The 19,659-nt window shown below is 26.9% G+C and carries 23 protein-coding genes and 1 tRNA gene; 1 reads left to right on the top strand and 23 read right to left on the bottom strand.

The window, feature by feature from the left end; all coding sequences use genetic code 4:
- Nucleotides 1-29: 29 nt before the first annotated feature.
- The 7 genes from proS to T386_RS0100155 all read right to left on the bottom strand — a co-directional run bounded on the left by proS (nt 30) and on the right by T386_RS0100155 (nt 6,866).
- Complete coding sequence (gene proS / locus T386_RS0100185) at nt 30-1,466, bottom strand: proline--tRNA ligase (RefSeq protein ID WP_029513164.1); 1,437 nt, start codon at nt 1,464-1,466, stop codon at nt 30-32.
- A gap of 106 nt (nt 1,467-1,572) precedes the next feature.
- Nucleotides 1,573-2,631 carry an aminopeptidase P family protein gene (locus T386_RS0100180; protein ID WP_029513163.1) on the bottom strand — a complete coding sequence of 353 codons (1,059 nt, stop codon included), beginning with the start codon at nt 2,629-2,631 and terminating at the stop codon, nt 1,573-1,575.
- A gap of 38 nt (nt 2,632-2,669) precedes the next feature.
- Nucleotides 2,670-3,542 carry a GTPase Era gene (era, locus tag T386_RS0100175; protein WP_029513162.1) on the bottom strand — a complete coding sequence of 291 codons (873 nt, stop codon included), beginning with the start codon at nt 3,540-3,542 and terminating at the stop codon, nt 2,670-2,672.
- The gene (cdd, locus tag T386_RS0100170; protein ID WP_029513161.1) at nt 3,542-3,934 is read right to left on the bottom strand and encodes a cytidine deaminase; all 393 of its coding nucleotides are present in this window, start codon (nt 3,932-3,934) and stop codon (nt 3,542-3,544) included. The genes era and cdd overlap by 1 nt, the downstream gene beginning before the upstream one ends.
- 2 nt (nt 3,935-3,936) lie before the next feature.
- A complete protein-coding gene (gene ybeY / locus T386_RS0100165) occupies nt 3,937-4,395 on the bottom strand; it encodes an rRNA maturation RNase YbeY (protein ID WP_029513160.1) in 459 nt (152 codons plus the stop codon).
- Nucleotides 4,396-4,438: 43 nt separating this feature from the next.
- Nucleotides 4,439-4,831 (bottom strand): MAG1140 family protein, encoded by a 393-nt coding sequence (locus T386_RS0100160; RefSeq protein ID WP_029513159.1) that lies wholly within the window; start codon nt 4,829-4,831, stop codon nt 4,439-4,441.
- Complete coding sequence (locus T386_RS0100155) at nt 4,809-6,866, bottom strand: Mbov_0121 family peptidase domain-containing ABC transporter (protein ID WP_029513158.1); 2,058 nt, start codon at nt 6,864-6,866, stop codon at nt 4,809-4,811. Before T386_RS0100155 ends, T386_RS0100160 begins: the two co-directional genes overlap by 23 nt.
- Before the next feature lie 177 nt (nt 6,867-7,043).
- Between T386_RS0100155 and T386_RS0100150 the strand changes: the two genes are divergently transcribed.
- On the top strand, nt 7,044-7,493 hold the full coding sequence (locus T386_RS0100150) for an RpiB/LacA/LacB family sugar-phosphate isomerase (protein ID WP_029513157.1): 450 nt from the start codon (nt 7,044-7,046) through the stop codon (nt 7,491-7,493).
- 121 nt (nt 7,494-7,614) lie between these two features.
- On the opposite strand, the gene T386_RS0100145 is transcribed toward T386_RS0100150, so the two are convergent.
- The 16 genes from T386_RS0100145 to T386_RS04520 form a co-directional block, all read right to left on the bottom strand.
- Nucleotides 7,615-8,529, bottom strand: a complete 915-nt coding sequence (locus tag T386_RS0100145) for an HpyAIV family type II restriction enzyme (RefSeq protein ID WP_029513156.1) — start codon at nt 8,527-8,529, stop codon at nt 7,615-7,617.
- 5 nt (nt 8,530-8,534) lie between these two features.
- A complete protein-coding gene (locus tag T386_RS0100140; RefSeq protein WP_235732230.1) occupies nt 8,535-9,449 on the bottom strand; it encodes an alpha/beta fold hydrolase in 915 nt (304 codons plus the stop codon).
- Between the two features lie 85 nt (nt 9,450-9,534).
- Nucleotides 9,535-10,848, bottom strand: coding sequence for a 23S rRNA (uracil(1939)-C(5))-methyltransferase RlmD (rlmD, locus tag T386_RS0100135; RefSeq protein ID WP_029513154.1), 1,314 nt, complete (start codon nt 10,846-10,848; stop codon nt 9,535-9,537).
- 42 nt (nt 10,849-10,890) lie between these two features.
- A complete protein-coding gene (locus T386_RS0100130) occupies nt 10,891-11,796 on the bottom strand; it encodes an ATP-binding protein (protein ID WP_051622753.1) in 906 nt (301 codons plus the stop codon).
- 10 nt (nt 11,797-11,806) lie between these two features.
- A complete protein-coding gene (locus tag T386_RS0100125) occupies nt 11,807-12,829 on the bottom strand; it encodes a DnaD domain protein (RefSeq protein ID WP_029513152.1) in 1,023 nt (340 codons plus the stop codon).
- Nucleotides 12,830-12,877: 48 nt separating this feature from the next.
- A complete protein-coding gene (locus tag T386_RS0100120; protein WP_029513151.1) occupies nt 12,878-13,450 on the bottom strand; it encodes a nucleoside/nucleotide kinase family protein in 573 nt (190 codons plus the stop codon).
- 1 nt (nt 13,451) lies between these two features.
- Nucleotides 13,452-13,826, bottom strand: coding sequence for an IMPACT family protein (locus tag T386_RS0100115; protein ID WP_029513150.1), 375 nt, complete (start codon nt 13,824-13,826; stop codon nt 13,452-13,454).
- A 49-nt stretch (nt 13,827-13,875) separates the two neighbouring features.
- Nucleotides 13,876-13,951 (bottom strand) — tRNA-His (locus T386_RS0100110).
- 93 nt (nt 13,952-14,044) lie between these two features.
- Complete coding sequence (locus T386_RS0100105) at nt 14,045-14,665, bottom strand: ribonuclease HII (protein ID WP_029513149.1); 621 nt, start codon at nt 14,663-14,665, stop codon at nt 14,045-14,047.
- Nucleotides 14,666-14,694: 29 nt separating this feature from the next.
- Nucleotides 14,695-15,726 carry a hypothetical protein gene (locus T386_RS0100100; protein WP_029513148.1) on the bottom strand — a complete coding sequence of 344 codons (1,032 nt, stop codon included), beginning with the start codon at nt 15,724-15,726 and terminating at the stop codon, nt 14,695-14,697.
- A gap of 66 nt (nt 15,727-15,792) precedes the next feature.
- The gene (locus tag T386_RS0100095; RefSeq protein ID WP_029513147.1) at nt 15,793-16,710 is read right to left on the bottom strand and encodes an RluA family pseudouridine synthase; all 918 of its coding nucleotides are present in this window, start codon (nt 16,708-16,710) and stop codon (nt 15,793-15,795) included.
- 41 nt (nt 16,711-16,751) lie between these two features.
- Nucleotides 16,752-17,414 (bottom strand): chromate transporter, encoded by a 663-nt coding sequence (locus tag T386_RS0100090; protein WP_029513146.1) that lies wholly within the window; start codon nt 17,412-17,414, stop codon nt 16,752-16,754.
- Entirely contained in the window at nt 17,414-18,061 is a 648-nt protein-coding gene (locus T386_RS0100085; RefSeq protein ID WP_029513145.1) for a chromate transporter, read from the bottom strand. The genes T386_RS0100090 and T386_RS0100085 overlap by 1 nt, the downstream gene beginning before the upstream one ends.
- Before the next feature lie 22 nt (nt 18,062-18,083).
- A complete protein-coding gene (gene trmB, locus T386_RS0100080; protein WP_029513144.1) occupies nt 18,084-18,707 on the bottom strand; it encodes a tRNA (guanosine(46)-N7)-methyltransferase TrmB in 624 nt (207 codons plus the stop codon).
- A gap of 59 nt (nt 18,708-18,766) precedes the next feature.
- A complete protein-coding gene (locus tag T386_RS0100075) occupies nt 18,767-18,982 on the bottom strand; it encodes an MAG6790 family protein (protein ID WP_029513143.1) in 216 nt (71 codons plus the stop codon).
- An 84-nt stretch (nt 18,983-19,066) separates the two neighbouring features.
- Entirely contained in the window at nt 19,067-19,537 is a 471-nt protein-coding gene (locus T386_RS04520) for a hypothetical protein (protein WP_029513142.1), read from the bottom strand.
- Nucleotides 19,538-19,659: the final 122 nt, after the last annotated feature.

Raw genomic sequence — 19,659 nt, 5'->3', positions numbered from 1 at the left:
TAAAATCATAAAAGAAGTGGTTGCTTCTTTTAATATGCTTTAGCAAAAATTACGTATTTGTTTGTCTTAGATTGACATTGCTTAAAGATACACTTTTGCGGTTCGAGTGGTTTATCAAGATGTCTTGGAATACATCTTGTTGTTGCGCCCGTTTGCTCCTTGATAATTTGTTCTGCTTCATCAGAACAACAAAAAGGCGCAATAACAAATTTTTGCTCTTTAATTTTCACCTGAAAATCTTCATAATTATTAGCATACACTAAATTTTTATCTAATCTTGCTTTTGCACAATCATATAAATTATTATGAATCTTTTTAAGTAATTCAGCAATAAAACTTTTAACTTTTGCTAACTCAACTATTGTCTTTTCTAAGGTGTCTCTGCGGACAATAGTTACACAATTATTATTTATATCCTTAGGCCCAACTTCAATTCTGATTGGAACACCTTGAATTTCAGAATTAGATGCTTTATAACCTGGTGATTTATCAGATGAATCAAGTCTTACTCTAAATTTTTTTTCAAGTTGATGATAAAGATTGAGACAGAAGTTATGTACTTCTGGTTCTTTATTTGCAAATAACTCTAAGATATCTACTTGAATAGGGGCAACTTTTGGCGGAATAATAAGCCCTCTGTTATCACCATGAGTCATAATGATGGCACCTATCATTCTTGTAGAGACACCTCAAGAAGTTTGATAAACAAATTCATCTTCATTTTGAGTATTTTTAAAAATAATTTCAAATTTTTTCGAAAAATTTTGAGCTAAATAATGACTAGTTCCTGCTTGCAACGCTTTGCCGTCTTTCATCATAGCTTCAACTGTATATGTTGAACAAGCGCCAGCAAATTTTTCAAATGGCGTTTTTTTACCCATAATAGTAGGTATAGCTAAGACATTTTTTAAAAACTTAGCATAAATATTGATCATAGTTTTAGTAAATTTTCTGGCTTCAAGAGCGCTATTGTGACATGTATGTCCTTCTTGTCATAAAAATTCTCTGCTTCTTAAGAATGGATTGGTAGTTTTTTCTCAACGAACAACGTTTGCTCATTGATTATAAAGAATAGGTAAATCTTTATGAGAAGTTATAATTTTTTTGAATAAATCAGCAAATAAAACCTCAGAAGTAGGTCTAATATATATTTTTTCATCTAATGTTTTATCACCTACTTTTGTAATAGTTGCTAATTCAGGATTAAAACCAGCGATGTGATCTCTTTCCTTGGCAAATAATTTATCTGGTATAAATAAAGGAAGGTAAACGTTTTTAATTCCTAGTGGTTTAAAAGCAGCATTTAATTCCTTTTGTATGTTTTCTCAAATACCATATGAATTAGGTTTAAAAATAAGTGTCCCTTTAATTGGACCATATTCAATTAATTGTCCTTGTTTTACTACATCAGTATATCATTTTGCAAAATCTTCTTCAAGTGGAGTTATTTTTTCTAATTGTTTCATAATGTTTTTAATTATAAGAAAAATTGAAAAAAACGATGTAAAAATATGCCTAATTCAACACTTTTGAGGAATTAGACATATTTTAAATAGATATGTAAATATTATTTTAGGCCTTAATTGGATTTTCGTTTGGTCTTGAAAAAACATAATGACCTTGATTAGTTACTAGAACATCATCTTCGATTCTTGCTCCGCCAACACCTGGGATATAAATTCCTGGTTCAACAGTAACAATCATTCCTGGTTCAAGAGTGTAATTACTATTTGATCTAACATATGGAAGTTCATGAACGTCAATACCTAAACCATGGCCTGTAGAGTGAACAAAATATGGGCCATATCCTTGTTTTTGAATGTAGTCTCTACATACTTTGTCAACTTCTCATGCTTTGATACCGGGTTTAACTGCTTCACGTCCAAGGCGTGCTGCCTCTTTAACAATATTGAGGATCTTTATTTTTTCAGGATTTTTGCACTTAGACTCTCCACCTAAAATTGATGTTCTTGTTATATCAGCGCTGTAACCTTTGTATAAAGCTCCAAAGTCACATTTTAATAAATCCCCATTTTGTAATACGGCGTCTGTTGGATGATGATGTGGTTCAGCAGAGTTAGCTCCAGTAGCTATAATTTCATCAAAACTTTCTTTATCTGCTCCATTTAATTTCATTAAATAATTTAGTTTAGCAGCAACCTCTTTTTCAGTCATGCCTGGTTTTACTCATTTTAATAATTCATCATAAGCTTTTAATGAAATATTAACTACTTCTTGCATGGTAGCAATCTCTTCTTTTGATTTTTGAATTCTTAATTCCTGTCCATATATTCAACCAATTTTTTCGGGTTTAATCATTTTTGAAAGAATATCAAATTGTTCAAAAGTAATATAATCTTTTTCAAAAACAACATTATTATAGGCTTTTTGGTCAAAAAATTCAACTAATGAATTACCATTAAGCAATCTAATTTCAACATTTTTCGCTTTCTTTGAGCAATATTCAATATATCTGCTATCTACAAAAAGGTATGCAGTATCTTTTTCTATAATGGTATAACCATCTGTTGTTTGAACGCCAGCATATCATAATCTTGTTTGTGGTGCATTTGAAACAATACAATCAATTGGTTTATCTTCAAATAATTTATCTAGTCTAGTTCTATTCATATTTTCCTCATTTATTTTTTCAATAACTAATTTATATTTTAATTATAGCCAAATTTTTTTAATGTCTTTTGATCGTCTACTCATTTATTAGCTACTTTTACTTTAAGATTTAAAACTATTTTGGAATCAAATTGCTTTTGCATTTTAATTCTTGCATTAGTTCCAATTTTTTTAATCATTGATGCACCCTTGCCAATTAAAATGCCTTTTTGGGAATTCTTTTTTACATAAATAAAAGCGTTGATTTCTATTCTCTCATCTGTTTCAATAAAGTCTGAAACTTCAACAGCTATGGAATGGGGCAATTCATCAGTCAATAAATTGATAGCACTTTCTCTAATAATTTCCTTGGCAATAAATCTCATAGACTTATCAGTCACATAATCAGCATCATAAAAAGGCTCACCATCATAAGCAAATTCTTTTACGATTTCTAATAAATCATCAATTGCTTTTGGATATTTGTCAGATACAGATAATATTTTTAAAAAGTTGTATTCTTGCAAATCATCAATTTTTTGCTGAATATCAGATGGCTTCTTAGCTAAATCAATTTTTGAAATAATAGCAATTTTGTTTTTTACATTTGCAATTTTAGAAAGAATTAATTTATCACCCTCTTTAATAGATTCGTTAATTGGGGACACAAATAAAATGCAATCAGTGTCATTAATAGAGTTAAACGCTTCTTTGTTTAAAGATTCTCCCAGTAAGTTTAATGGTTTATGAATGCCAGGAGTATCAACAAACACAATTTGATACTCACTATCGCCATAAATCCCAACAATTTGGTCTCTTGTGGTTTGTGGGACATTAGTAACGATTGAAACATCATACTTCACCAAATTATTTAGCAATGTTGACTTGCCAACATTTGGCCTGCCTAATATACTAACTAAACATATTTTCATTATTGAATTTGATCATTTCTAATTGGTCTAGGAACCAAATCAATTACTTTATCAACCCTATATTTTTCACCAGTATTGTTATATTGATAAATTAGAGCATCATCTTTCATAAATTCAGTCATTACTTGACGGCAACCAGCACATGGTGATATAAAATCTTCGCTATTTGAAATGATATGAATTTCTTTAAATGTTCCAACTTTTGCGCCATATGCTACTGAACCAAATAGAGCTGATCTCTCAGCACACAAACCTGACGGAAAAGCCGCATTTTCAACATTTACGCCATAATGTTCCTTACCACTTTCATCAATAGCAATAGCAGCGACTCTAAATTTTGATCATGGGCAATATGAATATTTTAATAAATCTCTAAGTTTTTTAACATCCATAACTATTCCTCTCTTTTTATTCCAAGTGGAAGAAATATATCATCGACAATTTGATTCATTTCAGTTCTTTCGGTTTCAGTTTCGTGATCATAACCCATTAAATGAACAAGTCCGTGTGTATAAAGATAGCAGTATTCCCTTTTTAATGAATGCCCAAATTCCTTAGCTTGTTCTTCAACTTTTTCATGGCTTATAACTAACTCGCCTAATAATAAAATAGGTAAATCTTTATAAACTTCTCTGTCACCAAAGTCAAAAGATAAAATATCAGTGGCGTAATCCTTGCCTCTATATTGTTTATTTAACTTTTGAATTTTTTGGTTATCAACAATAGACACATCTACATAAACATCTTTGTTTTTTAAATGAAAATACTCTTGTAAATTAGATAGAATTTTTTCATATTCGTCTTTGAAATTGAATGATTTGCCATTTTCAACATTTATATTCACTTGAACCATATAGTTATATATTATATTAAAATTATGAAGTTTTTTTTAATAGCTAAATATTGCCAAACAATAGTTTAAATAAGGTGGTTTGTCCATAAAAAAGATTAGCATCGAGTGTCATATCTTTTTTAATCAAATCATAAAGTTCATAGTTATCAGTTGTTATATCTAACAATGCATTATTTTTCTGAATTGTTATGAAATTTATAAAGATTTCGAAGTTTTTATTGTTAATTTGGAGCATTATTTTTTGACCTTCTTTAAGTGAATAAATTAACTTATTATTGCCTATTAAATGCATCATTTTGTGCTCATCTATATAAAGTTTTATTTTTTCTGTTTTGTCTATTTTATAGATAAAAATGGAAACTAATGTGGCTATTGATATAACTAAAATAATAATTAATCACAATCAAAATCATTTAGATATTTTGGTTAACTTCATTAAAATTTACAACCTTTCCTTTGTTAATATAATTGCTGTTATGACTAATTTCAATATATCTAGCATCATTTTGATATTTTTTAATAGCCTTTCTAAAAATTAATGATGTATCGACATCAATATTTTCAAAAGCCTCATCTAAAATTATTAATTTATACTTCTGACAGAATAATCTTAGTAATAAAATGATTTGCTTTTGACCGCTGGACAAATTACCAGCGTTATTATTTACATGAATATTTAAATTAACATTAACTTTATTTAGCACATCTAACAATTTATATTTGATAATGTTTTTATTCAACTCTTCTAATTTTTCTCTGTTATTATCAGTGATAAAATCAATAATTTTTGTATTTGGAATATAGAAGTTATTACCTATATAAACTATTTTTCTTCTTAGATCTTCAAAATTTATATGTTTAACATTTATACCATTGATTTCATATGTTCCTGTGTAGTTATCAAAGTCGCCTTTTATTAATTTTGCTATTGAACTTTTGCCTGAACCATTGTCTCCTTTAATACATATATTTGAATTAATTTCGCATTTATTAATATTTAAAATATTATTGCCCTCTTCATAGCCAAATTTAATATTTTCTAATTTTATGTTGTCAATTTGATCAATAATTATTCCTTTATCAAATAATTCTTTTTTAGGTAAATTAAACACAAAATTGACTTGATTAACATAGTTTTTCATTAAAGCTTTTGAAGCAAATAGATTAGACATAGATAATAGCGGGTTAATAAAGAACGATATACTAGTTAAAAACATCATCATATCTCCGCTAGTTAATTTATTTCTAATAATTAAAAAAGTAGAAACAAATATAACTATATTCGAAATATTGTTGATAATAGAGTTGTTTAAAAGACCATTATTGTTGTTGTAATTAAATAATATTTGTTCATCCTGTTTTTGCTTTATAGTCCTATTGTATTGTAAAAAATTTAAATGTTCTGTAAAACCATAGTCACTAAAATTTTCTTTTGAGTTGATATAGTCAAGATCTATTTGAACCTTTTCAGATGATATTTGAATAGATTTCATATATCTGTTTTCAATTTTGTATTGATAAATTAAATTAGAAAACAAAATTAATATAGTGATACCAAAAACAATAGCAAATAATAAATAATTGAGTCATATTAACAATAAAGATGAAAAACATAAACTTAAAATTTCACTAATGAATGTGTATCCAAAATTAGCTTGATAATCACTTATATAATGTAGAAAACTTGCCCGTTTAAAAAACTCTGAATTGTTTAATTTAGATAGATTGTTAATAGAAGTATTTCGAAGCTTAGAGAAATACTCTTGATTCAAATTAAGATATATCCTATTGGAAATTTTATTTATCAGATAGCTTTTAAAATATAAATTAATAAATTTAATTAGTGTTAATCAAACAAATAATATAAAAATCGCTATCAGTGCTTTATTTAAAAAGTTTGGCAAAATAAAGTCAAAAACAATTTTGATAAAAAACGTTGAGCTAAATGATAAAACTAAATTTAAAAGAGCGGCAACTAACAATGGATAAATATAACCTCTGTTTGAAATTAAATCTTTAATTTTATTTTCAATTAGGAATTTACCTTTCTTATTTTCAAAACTAATTGGTTCAACAAAAATAACTACATTAGCAAATTGATTTTTTAATTCCTGCTCACTCATTTTAATAAGTGCTCCAAATTCTGAGTCCAAAATATAAAACTTGTTGTTTTTAATTTTTGTTAGTATAACATAGTGCCCAATACCATTTCTATTAAGCAAAAGCACCAGTGGTAAATTTGTTTTGTCTAGTGACAATAAGGCATCAAAATCACCAGTATAAGAATTAATTCTAAGTCCGTGATTGCTAGCAATATTTTTTAGGTTTAATAAACTGATACCATCTTTACCATATGAACAATTAAGTTTAAAATAATTTATATCTATTTCTTTGTGATGAAAAAATTGGATAAATGAATTTAATACATAAAGTCCACAGTCTTTTTGATCTTCTTGTTTTTTGATTTTCATAATTTTAAAAGTTTAATAATTATGAAGTTTAATAAAAGCGATAAAAAATGAGAATAATCGCTGAATATTTTCATTTTTTTATTTTTTATAAATAATGTGAATATTGTTGTTCTATACTGACTAAAATCTTGTTATTATTTATTGATATATTTTAATTATTTTATAAGGAGAAATATTGTGAATAAAAAAGCTACTGTAGCTGTTGCTAGCGACCATGGTGGTTGCGATTTAAAAAATGATATAAAAGACTATATAAAATCAATAGGATATGACGTAGTTGACTTGGGACCAGCTGATGGATCAAAATCTATTTCATATGCTGAACAAGGTCATAAACTAGCAAATTATTTGCTAAATCATAAAGAAGTCTCATTTGGGATCGGTTTATGTGGAACAGGCTTAGGAATTTCATACGCTCTTAATAGACACAAAGGCATTAGAGCAGCACGTGTTGTTACTGTTGAAGATGCTAATTTAGCAAAATTACACAATAATGCTAATGTTCTAGTTATGGGTGGCAGACAAGTTAAGTTAGAAGAAGCCAAAGCAATGATTGATGAATACATAAAAACAGATTATGAAGGTGGAAGACATCAATCAAGAATAGAAGAAATTGACAATTTATAATTAAATGCTTTTTAGCATTTTTTTATTGTTTTATAGGCAAATTAAGAAAATTCAGAAACAAAAAATCAAATAGATCATTTGATTTTTTAACAAAATAAAATAAAGAAAGTTGAAATATTGCCTACTGTTTGTTTCTATTTTCTAATCTCATAGATTCTAACTTAAACTCATCCTCATCAATAGCTTTAAGTTTTATTTCTCTTAAAGCAATAGCCTTAAATAAATTAGAATTTTCATTTGCCTCATTAAACACAGATTTTCTTACATTTATATATGCTGGCGTTGGTGAATTAAGCTTTTCTCATGCTGAATCACTTAATTCCACAAGGGCTTCAAGCGCCTCTTGACTTGTATCTAAATCTGGTAATTCAATAAAATCTAAATAATTTTGTCTCTTAAATTTTTCAATATGCAGCTCTATTTCATCTCAATCTTCACGATGATCAAAATCTCTAAATATTTCAGAAGCATATCTAGCACTATATTTGATGGAATCTTCCTCTTGAACGACACTATTTGAGTGATAATAACTCTCATTTTTTCTAAATTCTGATTCTACGAATCATAAGTAACCTTTAATTGTATAATCTTGATAACCTTGGGCCAAAATTAACAAATTAGATTTAAATTTATCTAATAATTTAATAGATTCTTTTGCAGAATAGACGTCTCTTTTCTTTTGTAAAATTGCATAAATTATTTTATCTTCTTCATTTTGAAATAAATGAGTAAATGAAGCCGTTTGAACAATATAGGTTTCGGGATTGTCTTCAATTGGTTTAGTGATAGAAATTTTATTTTCCATTATTTTATAGCCATATTTGGCAAATAAATTGGAAGCACATGAAGTTAAAAATTTATAATATTTATTTTCTTGTGAACGATAAAAAGCCTGTTCGAGCTTCGTGCGAAAACTTAATGGACTTAAAATTGAATAAAACCTGTATGGTGCTTCAACCAATTTGTAAATAAGTTTTCGAGCATTATTATTAAGCAGCTGTGATTTTAATTCCTGTTCAAATTGTATATATTCCATAATAATTATTCTTCCTTGTCTTGCTCAATATTATTTTCTAATTCATGATAAATTTCTAATGATGCTATATCAGATTCATCATTTAAATTATTATTAACTTCCATAATATTTTTACTAAATGTAATAAATTTATTAAAAAATCAAAAACGTTTTTTAGGGTTAACAATAAGATTTAAAAAACTATTAATTTGTTCAGGAGCTGTTTTAATTGGTGAGTGTGTGCTTCCTATTTTAGCAACCATGCATCCCAAATCGGTTCCATATTTTATAAAATTATCAGTACCTATTATGCCATCTTTATCACCTACTATGAATATTAATTTATTTGCATATTTTTTATATAGTTCATCAAGTTTTTTAAGATATTCAGGTTTTAAAATATATTTTTCTAGAAGGTTATATCATTTTCCTTCGCGTGTGAATGAATTAACTAATTGTTTTCCTTTTTTAGAAAACTTGGCGCCCCATATAAATAATTTTCCAAAAAAGGTTGGTTTACCTTTTTCTGGTCCTATAACACTATTTAATAATTTATAAGATTTATTATTCTCCATAGATGGATTGATAGTTGATAACATAATCGCTTTTTCAACTCTGGGGTCTTTTGCTAGTTCAACTGCAACTCCACCAGACATAGAATGCGCTAGAATTAAAATCTTTTTAGTTTTGATAGAATTCAAAACTAATTGACTAAATTCAATTCAGCTTTCTAATGTGATTTCTTCGGCATCGATAGCTGGTGCAAATTTGCTGCCTGGTAAATTAACAGCAACAATATTGAAATTTTGTTTAAAATCTAACATTTTATTAATAAAATTACTGCTAGAATTAAGCCCATGCAAAAATAGTATTGTCGTGTCTAATTTATTATCAACAACAAAAATAGGCATTTTTTGGTTTCTATATATAATATAATTCATTTTCATATTTTTTAATTTTACATTAATATTATGGAAAATATTATTTATAGGCATTTACAAATAAGGCTATTTTATAGGATAATAATTATTTTATTAATTTTAAAATTGCTACACATTCAATATGATGAGTTTGACAAAACATATCACAAGGTTTCAAATAAACTAGTTCGTATCCATGTCTTTTTAATAAAACACAATCTCTACATAATGTATGTGGATTGCAACTTATATAACCTATTTCTTTTGGACGGAGCGCAACTAATTTTGATAAAAATTTCGAACTCATTCCAGCGCGTGGCGGATCAACTACAACTATATCAATATTATCTTTAACTTTTTCAATAGTTTTTATTACATCGCCTGCTAAAAATTCAACATTTTGAATATTGTTAATTAATGAATTTTCCTTGGCATTTTCAACTGCATCAGTATTAACTTCAAGACCATAAACTTTTTTTGCTTTTTGGGCTAAAAAAAGCGAAATTGTGCCAACGCCTGAATAAGCATCTATTACAGTTTTATTAGCATCAATATTTAGATTATTAATTAATAAATCATATAAATTATATGTTTGAAATGCATTAATTTGAAAAAAGCTATTTCAACTAAATTTGAACTTTAAAGAGCCTATTTTATCTGTTAATGATACGTTCTTTTTATTATATTGGTAAACAATACCTTGGTTTTTAACCATAAAAATATTGACAATATTAGGAAATAAGTGTGTTAAATCTTTAATAAACTTGGTTGGTAAATCAAATGATTCGATGACATCAAAAATTAAAAAGGTATTATTATTTAATGAGCTTTCTCTTATTGTTATATTTTGAATAAGATTATGATTTTTGACAAAACACTTATAATTACCAAGATTTTTATTTAGCCATAGTAAAATTTTTTCCATTGTTTCAGTCACTAATTCATAAGAATATTGTTCAATTAAATCATGTGTGTTTTTTTCATATAACCCTGTTTTAATGGTGCTTCCGACCATTTTACAAAAGACAGAAAACTTATTTCTATACCTTCAAACTTGCTCGCTTGGTAATATTTCTAAAACATTAATATAGTTCAGATTTCTTTTAAACAATTGCAAAACTACATTTTGCTTAAATTTTAATTGATTAGTATAACTGATATTAGCTAGTGCTGTTGCTCCTGATTGCATTAATTTTTGATTCGTAATATCTACTCTTAAGGGCGAATTATTATATCTCTCAATAACACGAGCAAAACTAAAATTTGAGTTGCTTTTTTTTACAATAATTTTTGCTGTTTCATAAGGCAATAAATTATCAACAAAAATCGGATAGTTTTCTATCTTAACTACCCCTAGGCCTTCATATGAATGATCAACAGCTTGGACATTGTCAATAATGCTATGTGCTAAAAACTTCATAAAAATATTTTATAGAATAATGAAAAATATGCTTTCATTTTCTTAACTCATGGTTTGAAGATTTTCATTAATGCAAAACTCATCAAAATTATCACTTATTTCATGAATTAATGACTCGAGTTTAACTTTTTGAGTCATATCATCTTCTATTTTCCTATAATATTGTGCCAACTCAAGTTGGCTAAATGGGCTTAACAATACAGTCATTTTGTTTTTTTGATTTCTATATTGAATTACTTCGTAAAAGAAATCATATTTAAATCAGTTATTGTGCTTTTCAAAACCTAAATCATCGATAATTAAAAAAGATACATTTTTTAATTGATTTAATATTTTATTAATACTTATACTATTGTTGAGTTTAGATTTTAGGAAATTAAATAAATCAGCAAGTCTTATATATGCTGAGGATATACCACGTGATGAAAAACTATTTGCCATAGCACTACCAATATATGTTTTGCCTGTGCCATTAGCGCCATAAATATAAATATTTTTTATTCCGTTTAATGGCTTCTTTTTCTCTAAGAGTTCTCTAACTTCCTTAATTTTAGCCACTAACTTCCTTCTGCCATTAGCAGTAGTTCTCATTTTGCTCAATTTACAATCTATATTAGGATTATTTATATCAGTAAGAATTAAATTAACGCTTCTAATCACATTTCTAGCAAAATTATTTTTGGCTGCTATTTTTTTAATATATAAAATGCCTTTTTTTCTACCTACATTATAAATTCAAGGATAAATATTAGGGCATTCGATAGAGTCTTTGACATTTAAAAAATCAACAATATTATCTAAAATTTCCTCATCACTTATGTTTAAATGTTCAATGAGTTTTCTAATTTTAGGATGAGACTTAATTATTTTCAGTGCCTTAGCTTCAACTTGATCCTGTGTTTTATCTAACAGTTCAACATTGATTTGTGTTTTTTTGCTTTCCTTCATATTGCCCCTTTTAATCATCAATTCAAACATCTTGATTTTGTTCATTTACTATATTAGGATTAGTAGATGAAGATAATGATTTTAAATATGTAGCTTTGTATAATTCTTTTTTAGAAATTGTGCTCCGATTTTTATAACCCATTAAATTGTCTAAATGTTTTTCAATATGTTGAAATGAAAATAATTTTTTATTAATTAAATCTAAGACGATTTTTTTAACATATGAATAATTTATTTTGTCGTTTGTTTCATAAGCGTAGTAAAAGACTAAATTGATACATGAATCACTAAGTCCCTTGCTTCTAGCAAACTTAATCAGATCAACAATATTTCCGGTAGGAATTTGACCCGAAATTTGAGAAAAGAAAAATCTTGAATCTGTTTTTAGGATTGCTTCATATGGATTAGGATATTCAAAGGTATTTAAATCTAATTTCTCTTGAATAAATAAATTAATTTCTTGTGTTTCGCCTCTTGTTGAATCTAGTTCAAAAGGTAACGTATCAGATGAATTATAAGAATCTATTGAATCAGCATGATCCTCGTCTTGGTCAAAAACTTCATCAAATTTAGCTGATGCATCAAGTAAGTATTTTGCTTTAGCTAAATAAGCATTCTTTTCTTTGCCTATTAATCTTTCAAAATTTTGTTGCCCCATAGTTTTAATTAGTTTATTAGCTAACAACAAGTTTTTTCTAAAACCAACACCATCTAATGGTTTTTCCAAAATAAAAACGGTTTTGCGGTTGTATTCATCAATTAAAGTATTCAATAAAGCAACTGACTCTAATTTAATTCTTGCATTATTTAATACTTTTATATCCATATTTAATAGGTATGTAAAACTATCAAAATCAAAGAAATTTGCTTCATGTGTTTCAACATGCGTTAAGTCCCTAAGATACTCATAAAGTAAAATAGCTTCGCTACCTAAAATCGGCGCATAAAATTTGCGGAGGTTCTTTAAATCCACACTGCTAATTGATGCAGAATTCTGCACAGTAAAAAAAGGATAATTTAATGATTTTAACATCGTAAAGCACCTCCTAAATTGATTAAAAAATAATGTCTTAAATCTATTTTATAAATTTGGAGAAATTATTTTTAAAATTAATTCAAATAAGACGTCATTATTGAAGTTATTAGCATAGATATTAACAATAGGAATAGTGCCAAAAAGCGCATTTTTTATTAAAAAAGGGGCATTTTGTGCACTTATTGCTTTTTTTGTGAAGTTATCCACATTCCTTTTTTCTAGATTTTTAGCTCTAATTTTGTCTGGTGTTTCAAGGCAAACAATATTATCAAAAAGTTTAGAAAAGTCAAAGTTTTTTCCTATTATTTTTGGAATTTCAACAAAATCAAATTTTCCTATTTTTAACTTATTAAAAAGTATGGGATAAATGGCTTTTTCTAATAAATCTATATTGTTGGGATTTTGGGAAATTCATGACTTAATTTTGGTTTTTGAAATACCATTTTCATCATTTAAAAAGCTACCAATTTCAGAATTAATTTTCATGTAGCAATCATTATTTTTTAAATAACTATGATTGAAAAAATCATCGCAATTAAAAACCGTAAAACCTTTTTGAATTAATTTATTACTAAAAAAAGTTTTACCAACGGCAATTTTCCCTATAATAGCAATCATTCTAGCTCCCTTTTTTAGATTCTATATACTTATCTATGATTAAATGAGCGCTTTTACTATATGCTCTAATTAAACCACCAGCACCTAATTTAATACCGCCAAAATATCTAATGACAAAGACTACAATATTATTAATATTTTTGATTTCAATAGCTTTGCCAATAGGGCGACCTGCTGTTCCACTTGGCTCGCCATCATCATTAAAGCCTGAATTCTGTGAAGAGTTTTCAAAAAAAGTATAAGCATAGCAAATATGTCTAGCTTTTTTGTGTTCTTTTTTTAATTGCTCATTAAGAGTTTGAATTTCCTCTCTTGAATTTATTTCATAAATATAGCTATAAAATTTAGACTTTTTAATTTCATACAATTCAGGCATTAGATTCATAACTTAATTTTACTTATTATTTAAAAAGAAATAAAAAAAATGGGGCGGACGAAGGGATTCGAACCCTCGCATGACGGGACCACAACCCGCTGTGTTAACCGCTTCACCACATCCGCCAAATAATTAGCAAAATTATTATATAGAAAAATATTTTTTTCTATATATAAAAAATAACTCTAACTAATTTAAATAAGCTAAATTTTTTATTTCTATTTTTTTAATTTTGCATTATAAACAGCAAGCGCCTTAGCAACATTTTTATAAGTTAGTCTATGTTCGGGGCATATACCATATCGTTCAATCATAGCATTATGTTTTTGAGTGCAATAACCTTTATGGCTTTTAAAATCATAAACTGAATATTTCGAATCGATCTGATTCATATATCTATCTCTTGAAACCTTAGCTAAAATCGAAGCACATGCTACGTTAAAACTAATAGAATCTCCTTTTACTAAATTAATCTGTGGGATAGATAAATTGTCAATATGCTCAAAGTCTGTAATTACTAAATCAGGCTTGTTAGCAAGGTTATAAAGGCATTTGAGCATTCCATCTCTTGAAGCCTTTTTAGGATTATTTTTATCAACATAACTAGCAGGCAGTGTAATAATTTGATACTCAATTGCATTATTTATGATTTCATTGTAAAGACATTCTCTTAGTTTTGGGCTGATTTTTTTAGAATCATTTATTAAATCATTGTGATAATCTTTTGGCATTATTACACAAGCTACTACCAGCGGTCCAGCACAACAGCCTCTGCCAGCTTCATCAAGTCCTGCTATAAGTTTATAATTAGCACATTTAATAGATTCAAAGTTGAGCATAAATCTCCTATATGTATAAAGAAAATGAGCTAGTTTTGCTCATCTTTTTTATTGTTTTCATTGTCTTTATCTAAATCAAAAGTTGGTTCTTTAGGTTCAACAACAACTTCATCATCAGGTTTTTTGTTCTCTTTTACTGAGGTATCTTCTTGCTCTTTTTTAGCTTTTTGTCTGTCGAGAATATCTAAAATAAGATTAACCAATGTTGCTTTTTCCATATTACGATAACCTGAAATATAAAGTTTTTCAGCAGCATTATAAATTTTTTCATTTGGTAAATTCATTAACTTTTCATAATTAGATTTTCGTTGATTTGCTTGCTCTGATACTTCATCATCAGCTTTTTCTTTTTTAACTTCGCTCGTATTCTCAGTTCCAAAATTAAATGTGCTTTGCGAAACACCACTCATATTAAAAGCCTGTTCAATATTTTTAAACAATTCTTTAAGTTCAGGATTTTCATTTATTTGTTGTTGAGCATCTATCATTTTTTGAATATTTACATAAGCAAACTTGATCAATACATATTTTCTAATAAATATAAAATAAGCTAAGGATAAAATAATTGTTGATAAGGTTTCAAAAACTAATTGAATAGTATTATATTGATCATAACCAGCAACTCCTGATGATTTTATGACATTTGATAGCCCAAAGAAAGTCATAACTGTTTGAAAAATATGAAAAATCAAAATCACAAAATAAACAGTAACTGGTCAAGTATAAATCTTAGAAAAATTCTTTTTTCTATAACCTTTGACCACAGAAGCAATCATAAAGCCTAAGACTATTAGTGTAGTTAAGCCAAAAGCATAATTAACAATTATTCCAATTAATCTAGCATTAATTGATAATTCTTTATTTGGTATATTTGAATTTATATTTATATAATTTTTAATTGATTCAATATAAACAAGCGCTAATGTTGCATTTACAATAAATGTTAGTGCAAATAATAAAAACGAAACAAAGGTCACTATAAAAATTGGTCTAAATGTCGTTTTTTCATGTTTCCACAAATCATCAAAACTTGTTTCAAATCTAAAGTTTCTATTAAACATTGATTCTCCTTAATATATTCATAAGATTATTTATATTATATTTATATTATTAATTTATTTTTTAATTTATTTTAATGAGCTTAATGAACTAAAATCAAAATCAGCAACTTCAAATTTTTTTGGCACATCAGCATAAACTTCAATTAGTTTATTAGTAATGGGGTGATTAAAACTTAATTTATAAGCGTGCAATCTTTGGTTAAATTCATCAACTTTTTTGCCATACAATGGGTCTCCATAAACTGGATGCTTAATATACGCTAGATGGACTCTAATTTGGTGTGTCCTACCCGTTTCTAATTCACATCTTACTAATGAATAAGGTTCATTATCTATGTAAAAACTTTTCAATTGATAAATATATGTAATTGCTTCTTTACCGTCTTTATGAACTGACATCGACTTGCGATCCTTGAGATCTCTTTGAATTGGTAAGTTGACCTTTGTTATTTTATTTTCCAAAATCCCCTTACAAATAGCAATATATGAACGATGTATCTCATGATTTTTAAGCATTTTAGTAAGCTTATTATGAACATCATTATTTTTTGCAATGATTAAAAGTCCACTTGTATCTTTATCAATTCTATGAACGATCCCAAGTCTTAATAATCCATTTACATCTGATAAATTATTTTTGAAATGATGCATGAGACCATTAACTAATGTATCATTAACGTGTCCAGGCGCAGGATGAACTACAAGACCTGATGGTTTATTAACAATGATTAAATCATCATCTTCATAAACAGTATTAATTTCCATCTCAATTGCTTTAATATTACTTTCTTTTTCCAGCAATTTCATGACTGTTATAATCATGCCTTCTCTCACCATATAATTTGCCTTTCGTACAAATTTATGATCATTAATATAAACTGCTTCTTGCTCGATTAATGCTTTTGCATCATTACGCGAAATTTCACTATTATCACTAATATATTTATCAATTCTTTCTTTGTATTTAACTTCTAATTGAATCATAACTATGTAATTATATTAAATAAATATGAATGGCTTCATTTTTAAACTCATGGACTGAAAACTAATAAAGCTATGCCTATGTTAAATATAATTAATGGCAAAACAGGGAACTTTTTATAATATAAGATTGCTGAAATCGCCACAGTAAAAATAACGTAAATTATTAAAATAGGAATTCTGTGACCTGAAAAGAAAACTGACTTTTTACTATCGATATTTCATTTAGCATATTCTTTAATTGAATCGTTGAAAATAATTTGTGGAAGCATAATTCCTATTAATAATTGTAATATTAATGCTCCGATAATGCCGACAATAACTGGGTTCATAATTTTCATTAATGACTGTAAAAAAGGCGAATTTTGCTTTTTTGCAATAAGTTTCATTGCACCATACATAACCAAAATTGGTACCAACACAAATACTAAATATGTAATAAAACAAAACAAGAAACCTCATCATTGATTATGTCCAACTAAATAACCAGTAGCAAAAGCTAGCTTGGTTGAAAATACGCCAGGAGTAGCATTGCTAATTGTAAAAAGGTTTGATATCATTTGATTATCAATACCTGTATGAAAATGCGAATTTAAAAAAGTTCATAATCATTTAAAAATTGGCATAAAAATTTGCCCACCGCCAAAAACAGAAAAACTCACAAAAGTAATTAATGCTAAGGTTGTCAATAATAATAAAAAGGTCATTATTTTTCCTCCTTATTATTAAGCAAATCGGAATTTTTATTTACTTGGTTTTTATTAATTTTTCTTTTGACAAAAAAGATAATTGCAAAAGAAATAATTATAAAAGCCATAATAATAATTGGCATATTATATGGAGCAGGCACAAATAGTGTAAAAATTAAAGTTAATAAAAATAAACAAGACCAGATTTGTGCTCTTAGTACTCTGGTACCTTTTTTTACATAATTGAAAATAAAAACAACTAGTGACCCAATAATTGTTGAGATAACCGCAACTTCAATAGTAAATAAATATTGTAATGGTAAATATTGAGCAAAATAAAATAATGTAAAGGCAAAAATAACATGTGGAAGAATACCAAAAAATACGACAATTGTTGCTTTTCAAAAATTTAAAGTTTTGAACGAAATATAGCTCAGTGCTTGTATAACAGATGCTCCTGGAAGCATATTAGTCAATATAACATTTTCTTCAAATTCTTTTTCTGTTAATCAATGGTATTTATCAACAGAATATCTTTTAAAAATAGGCAGTAAAGCATTTCCGCCACCAAAACCTATAAATGATGAAAAAATAATAAATCATAAGACATTAAAAAAAGTAGGCTTCTTTTTATCCTGCGACTTCAATTTTTTTTCTTTATTCATAATTCATTATTATAATAATTTTTTAATTATTATTCGTTTTTCTAGCAAAAATGAAATTAATGTTTTTGCCTTTTGATGACCACTTTTTTTCATAGCCTGTTTGAAAATTATAAGCATTAAATTTTGATGAATGTAAGTCATTGCCACACACTATAATTTCTCAATTATTGTTTTGCAAGCTTTCTAACGAGTAATTGTAAAAATCATCATTATCAGTTTTTATTTTTAGTATTCCGTCGTTAGATAAAATAAGTTTATATTTATTTAAAAAAAGGCTATGCGTTAGTCTTCTTTTTTCATGTCTAGCTTTTGGTCATGGATCACTAAAAGTTAATCATATCTCATCACATTGTCCAGTAAATATTTCATCAATTTTTGAAGCATCAGCCAATAAAATAGAGAAATTAGTAAGTTTATATTCGTCTGCTTTTTTTATACATTTAGCAGCAACAGTTGCATATTTTTCTAAACCAATAAATTGCTTATCTCTGCAATAATTAGCCATTTCAACGAGCATTTCCCCCTTGCCCATACCTATCTCAACAACTGTTTTAGTATTCAATTTTATTTTTTGATCGTTATATTTAATTAAATAGTTAGAAGCATTTAATTTATCAATAGCGTTGTTGTCATATCTCAATCTCATGATTTTTATTTTAACAAAAAACAGCAGAAAATAATCTGCTGTTCAAACATATAAGGTGGTTAAACCACTTTTAATATTGTTTCTTTGGATTTATGTTTTCCTTTAAGTGAGTCTCTTTCAACGTGAATAATTTCAACTTTTTCATTACCGCTTGTGTGAAGACCACTTTTTTGTTTACGACGATATCCAAGAACTGCTGCCTCTATATCCTCAAGAGAATTGGCTTCAGCAATAACCTCTTGGTTAACTATTAATTTCGCTTTATATTTGTACATAAATCTCCTTGGTAGACAAACAAATTGCCTACTAATTAAATTATAGTAAATACTGCATTTAATTTGGATAAAATGGTTGGAAATCTATGTGTTTTTATTATTTTCATCCAAATTATTATCAGCAATATTTTTCATTTTCTCTGAAATTATCATCTCGATTTCTTTATTTTTAATTTGTTTTTGTTCCTCAATATCATCATTTTCAGTTTTATTGTTCTTAGTTAATTTGTTTAAATAGACTCAATATTTAATACATCAAAAAGCTCCGTAAGACATTATGTATATTCCAAACAATATTTTTGATCTATAAAGCGGATGGCAGCAACTTTTCTTAAATTTTAAATAAAAGATAATAACTAAAATTAAACATATTGAAAAGATAATAATCGATGAAATCACCAATGAAAGTAATACTTCGCTGATAATTCTATTTTCAAAATTAATTATTAGCCAAGGAAATATTGCTGATATAAACATAATTTGCATTATGACTGACACTATTCATGTTATGCCTAACACAATTGATATTTTTTTATTATATATTGTTTGCTTCATAATAAAATAATACTAAAATAAACTATTAAATATTTAATATTATTTGAATAGGAGTTTTTTAATAAAGAATATATATAAAAAAATGATTTTTACTAATTTGTTTGTTTTATAGGTAAAAAATG

The sequence above is a fragment of the Mycoplasmopsis primatum ATCC 25948 genome (assembly GCF_000702785.1).
GTDB lineage: Bacteria > Bacillota_I > Bacilli_A > Mycoplasmatales > Metamycoplasmataceae > Mycoplasmopsis > Mycoplasmopsis primatum.
The sequence above is the reverse complement of the archived record's forward strand: the minus strand, read 5'-3'. Positions and strand labels throughout refer to the sequence as shown.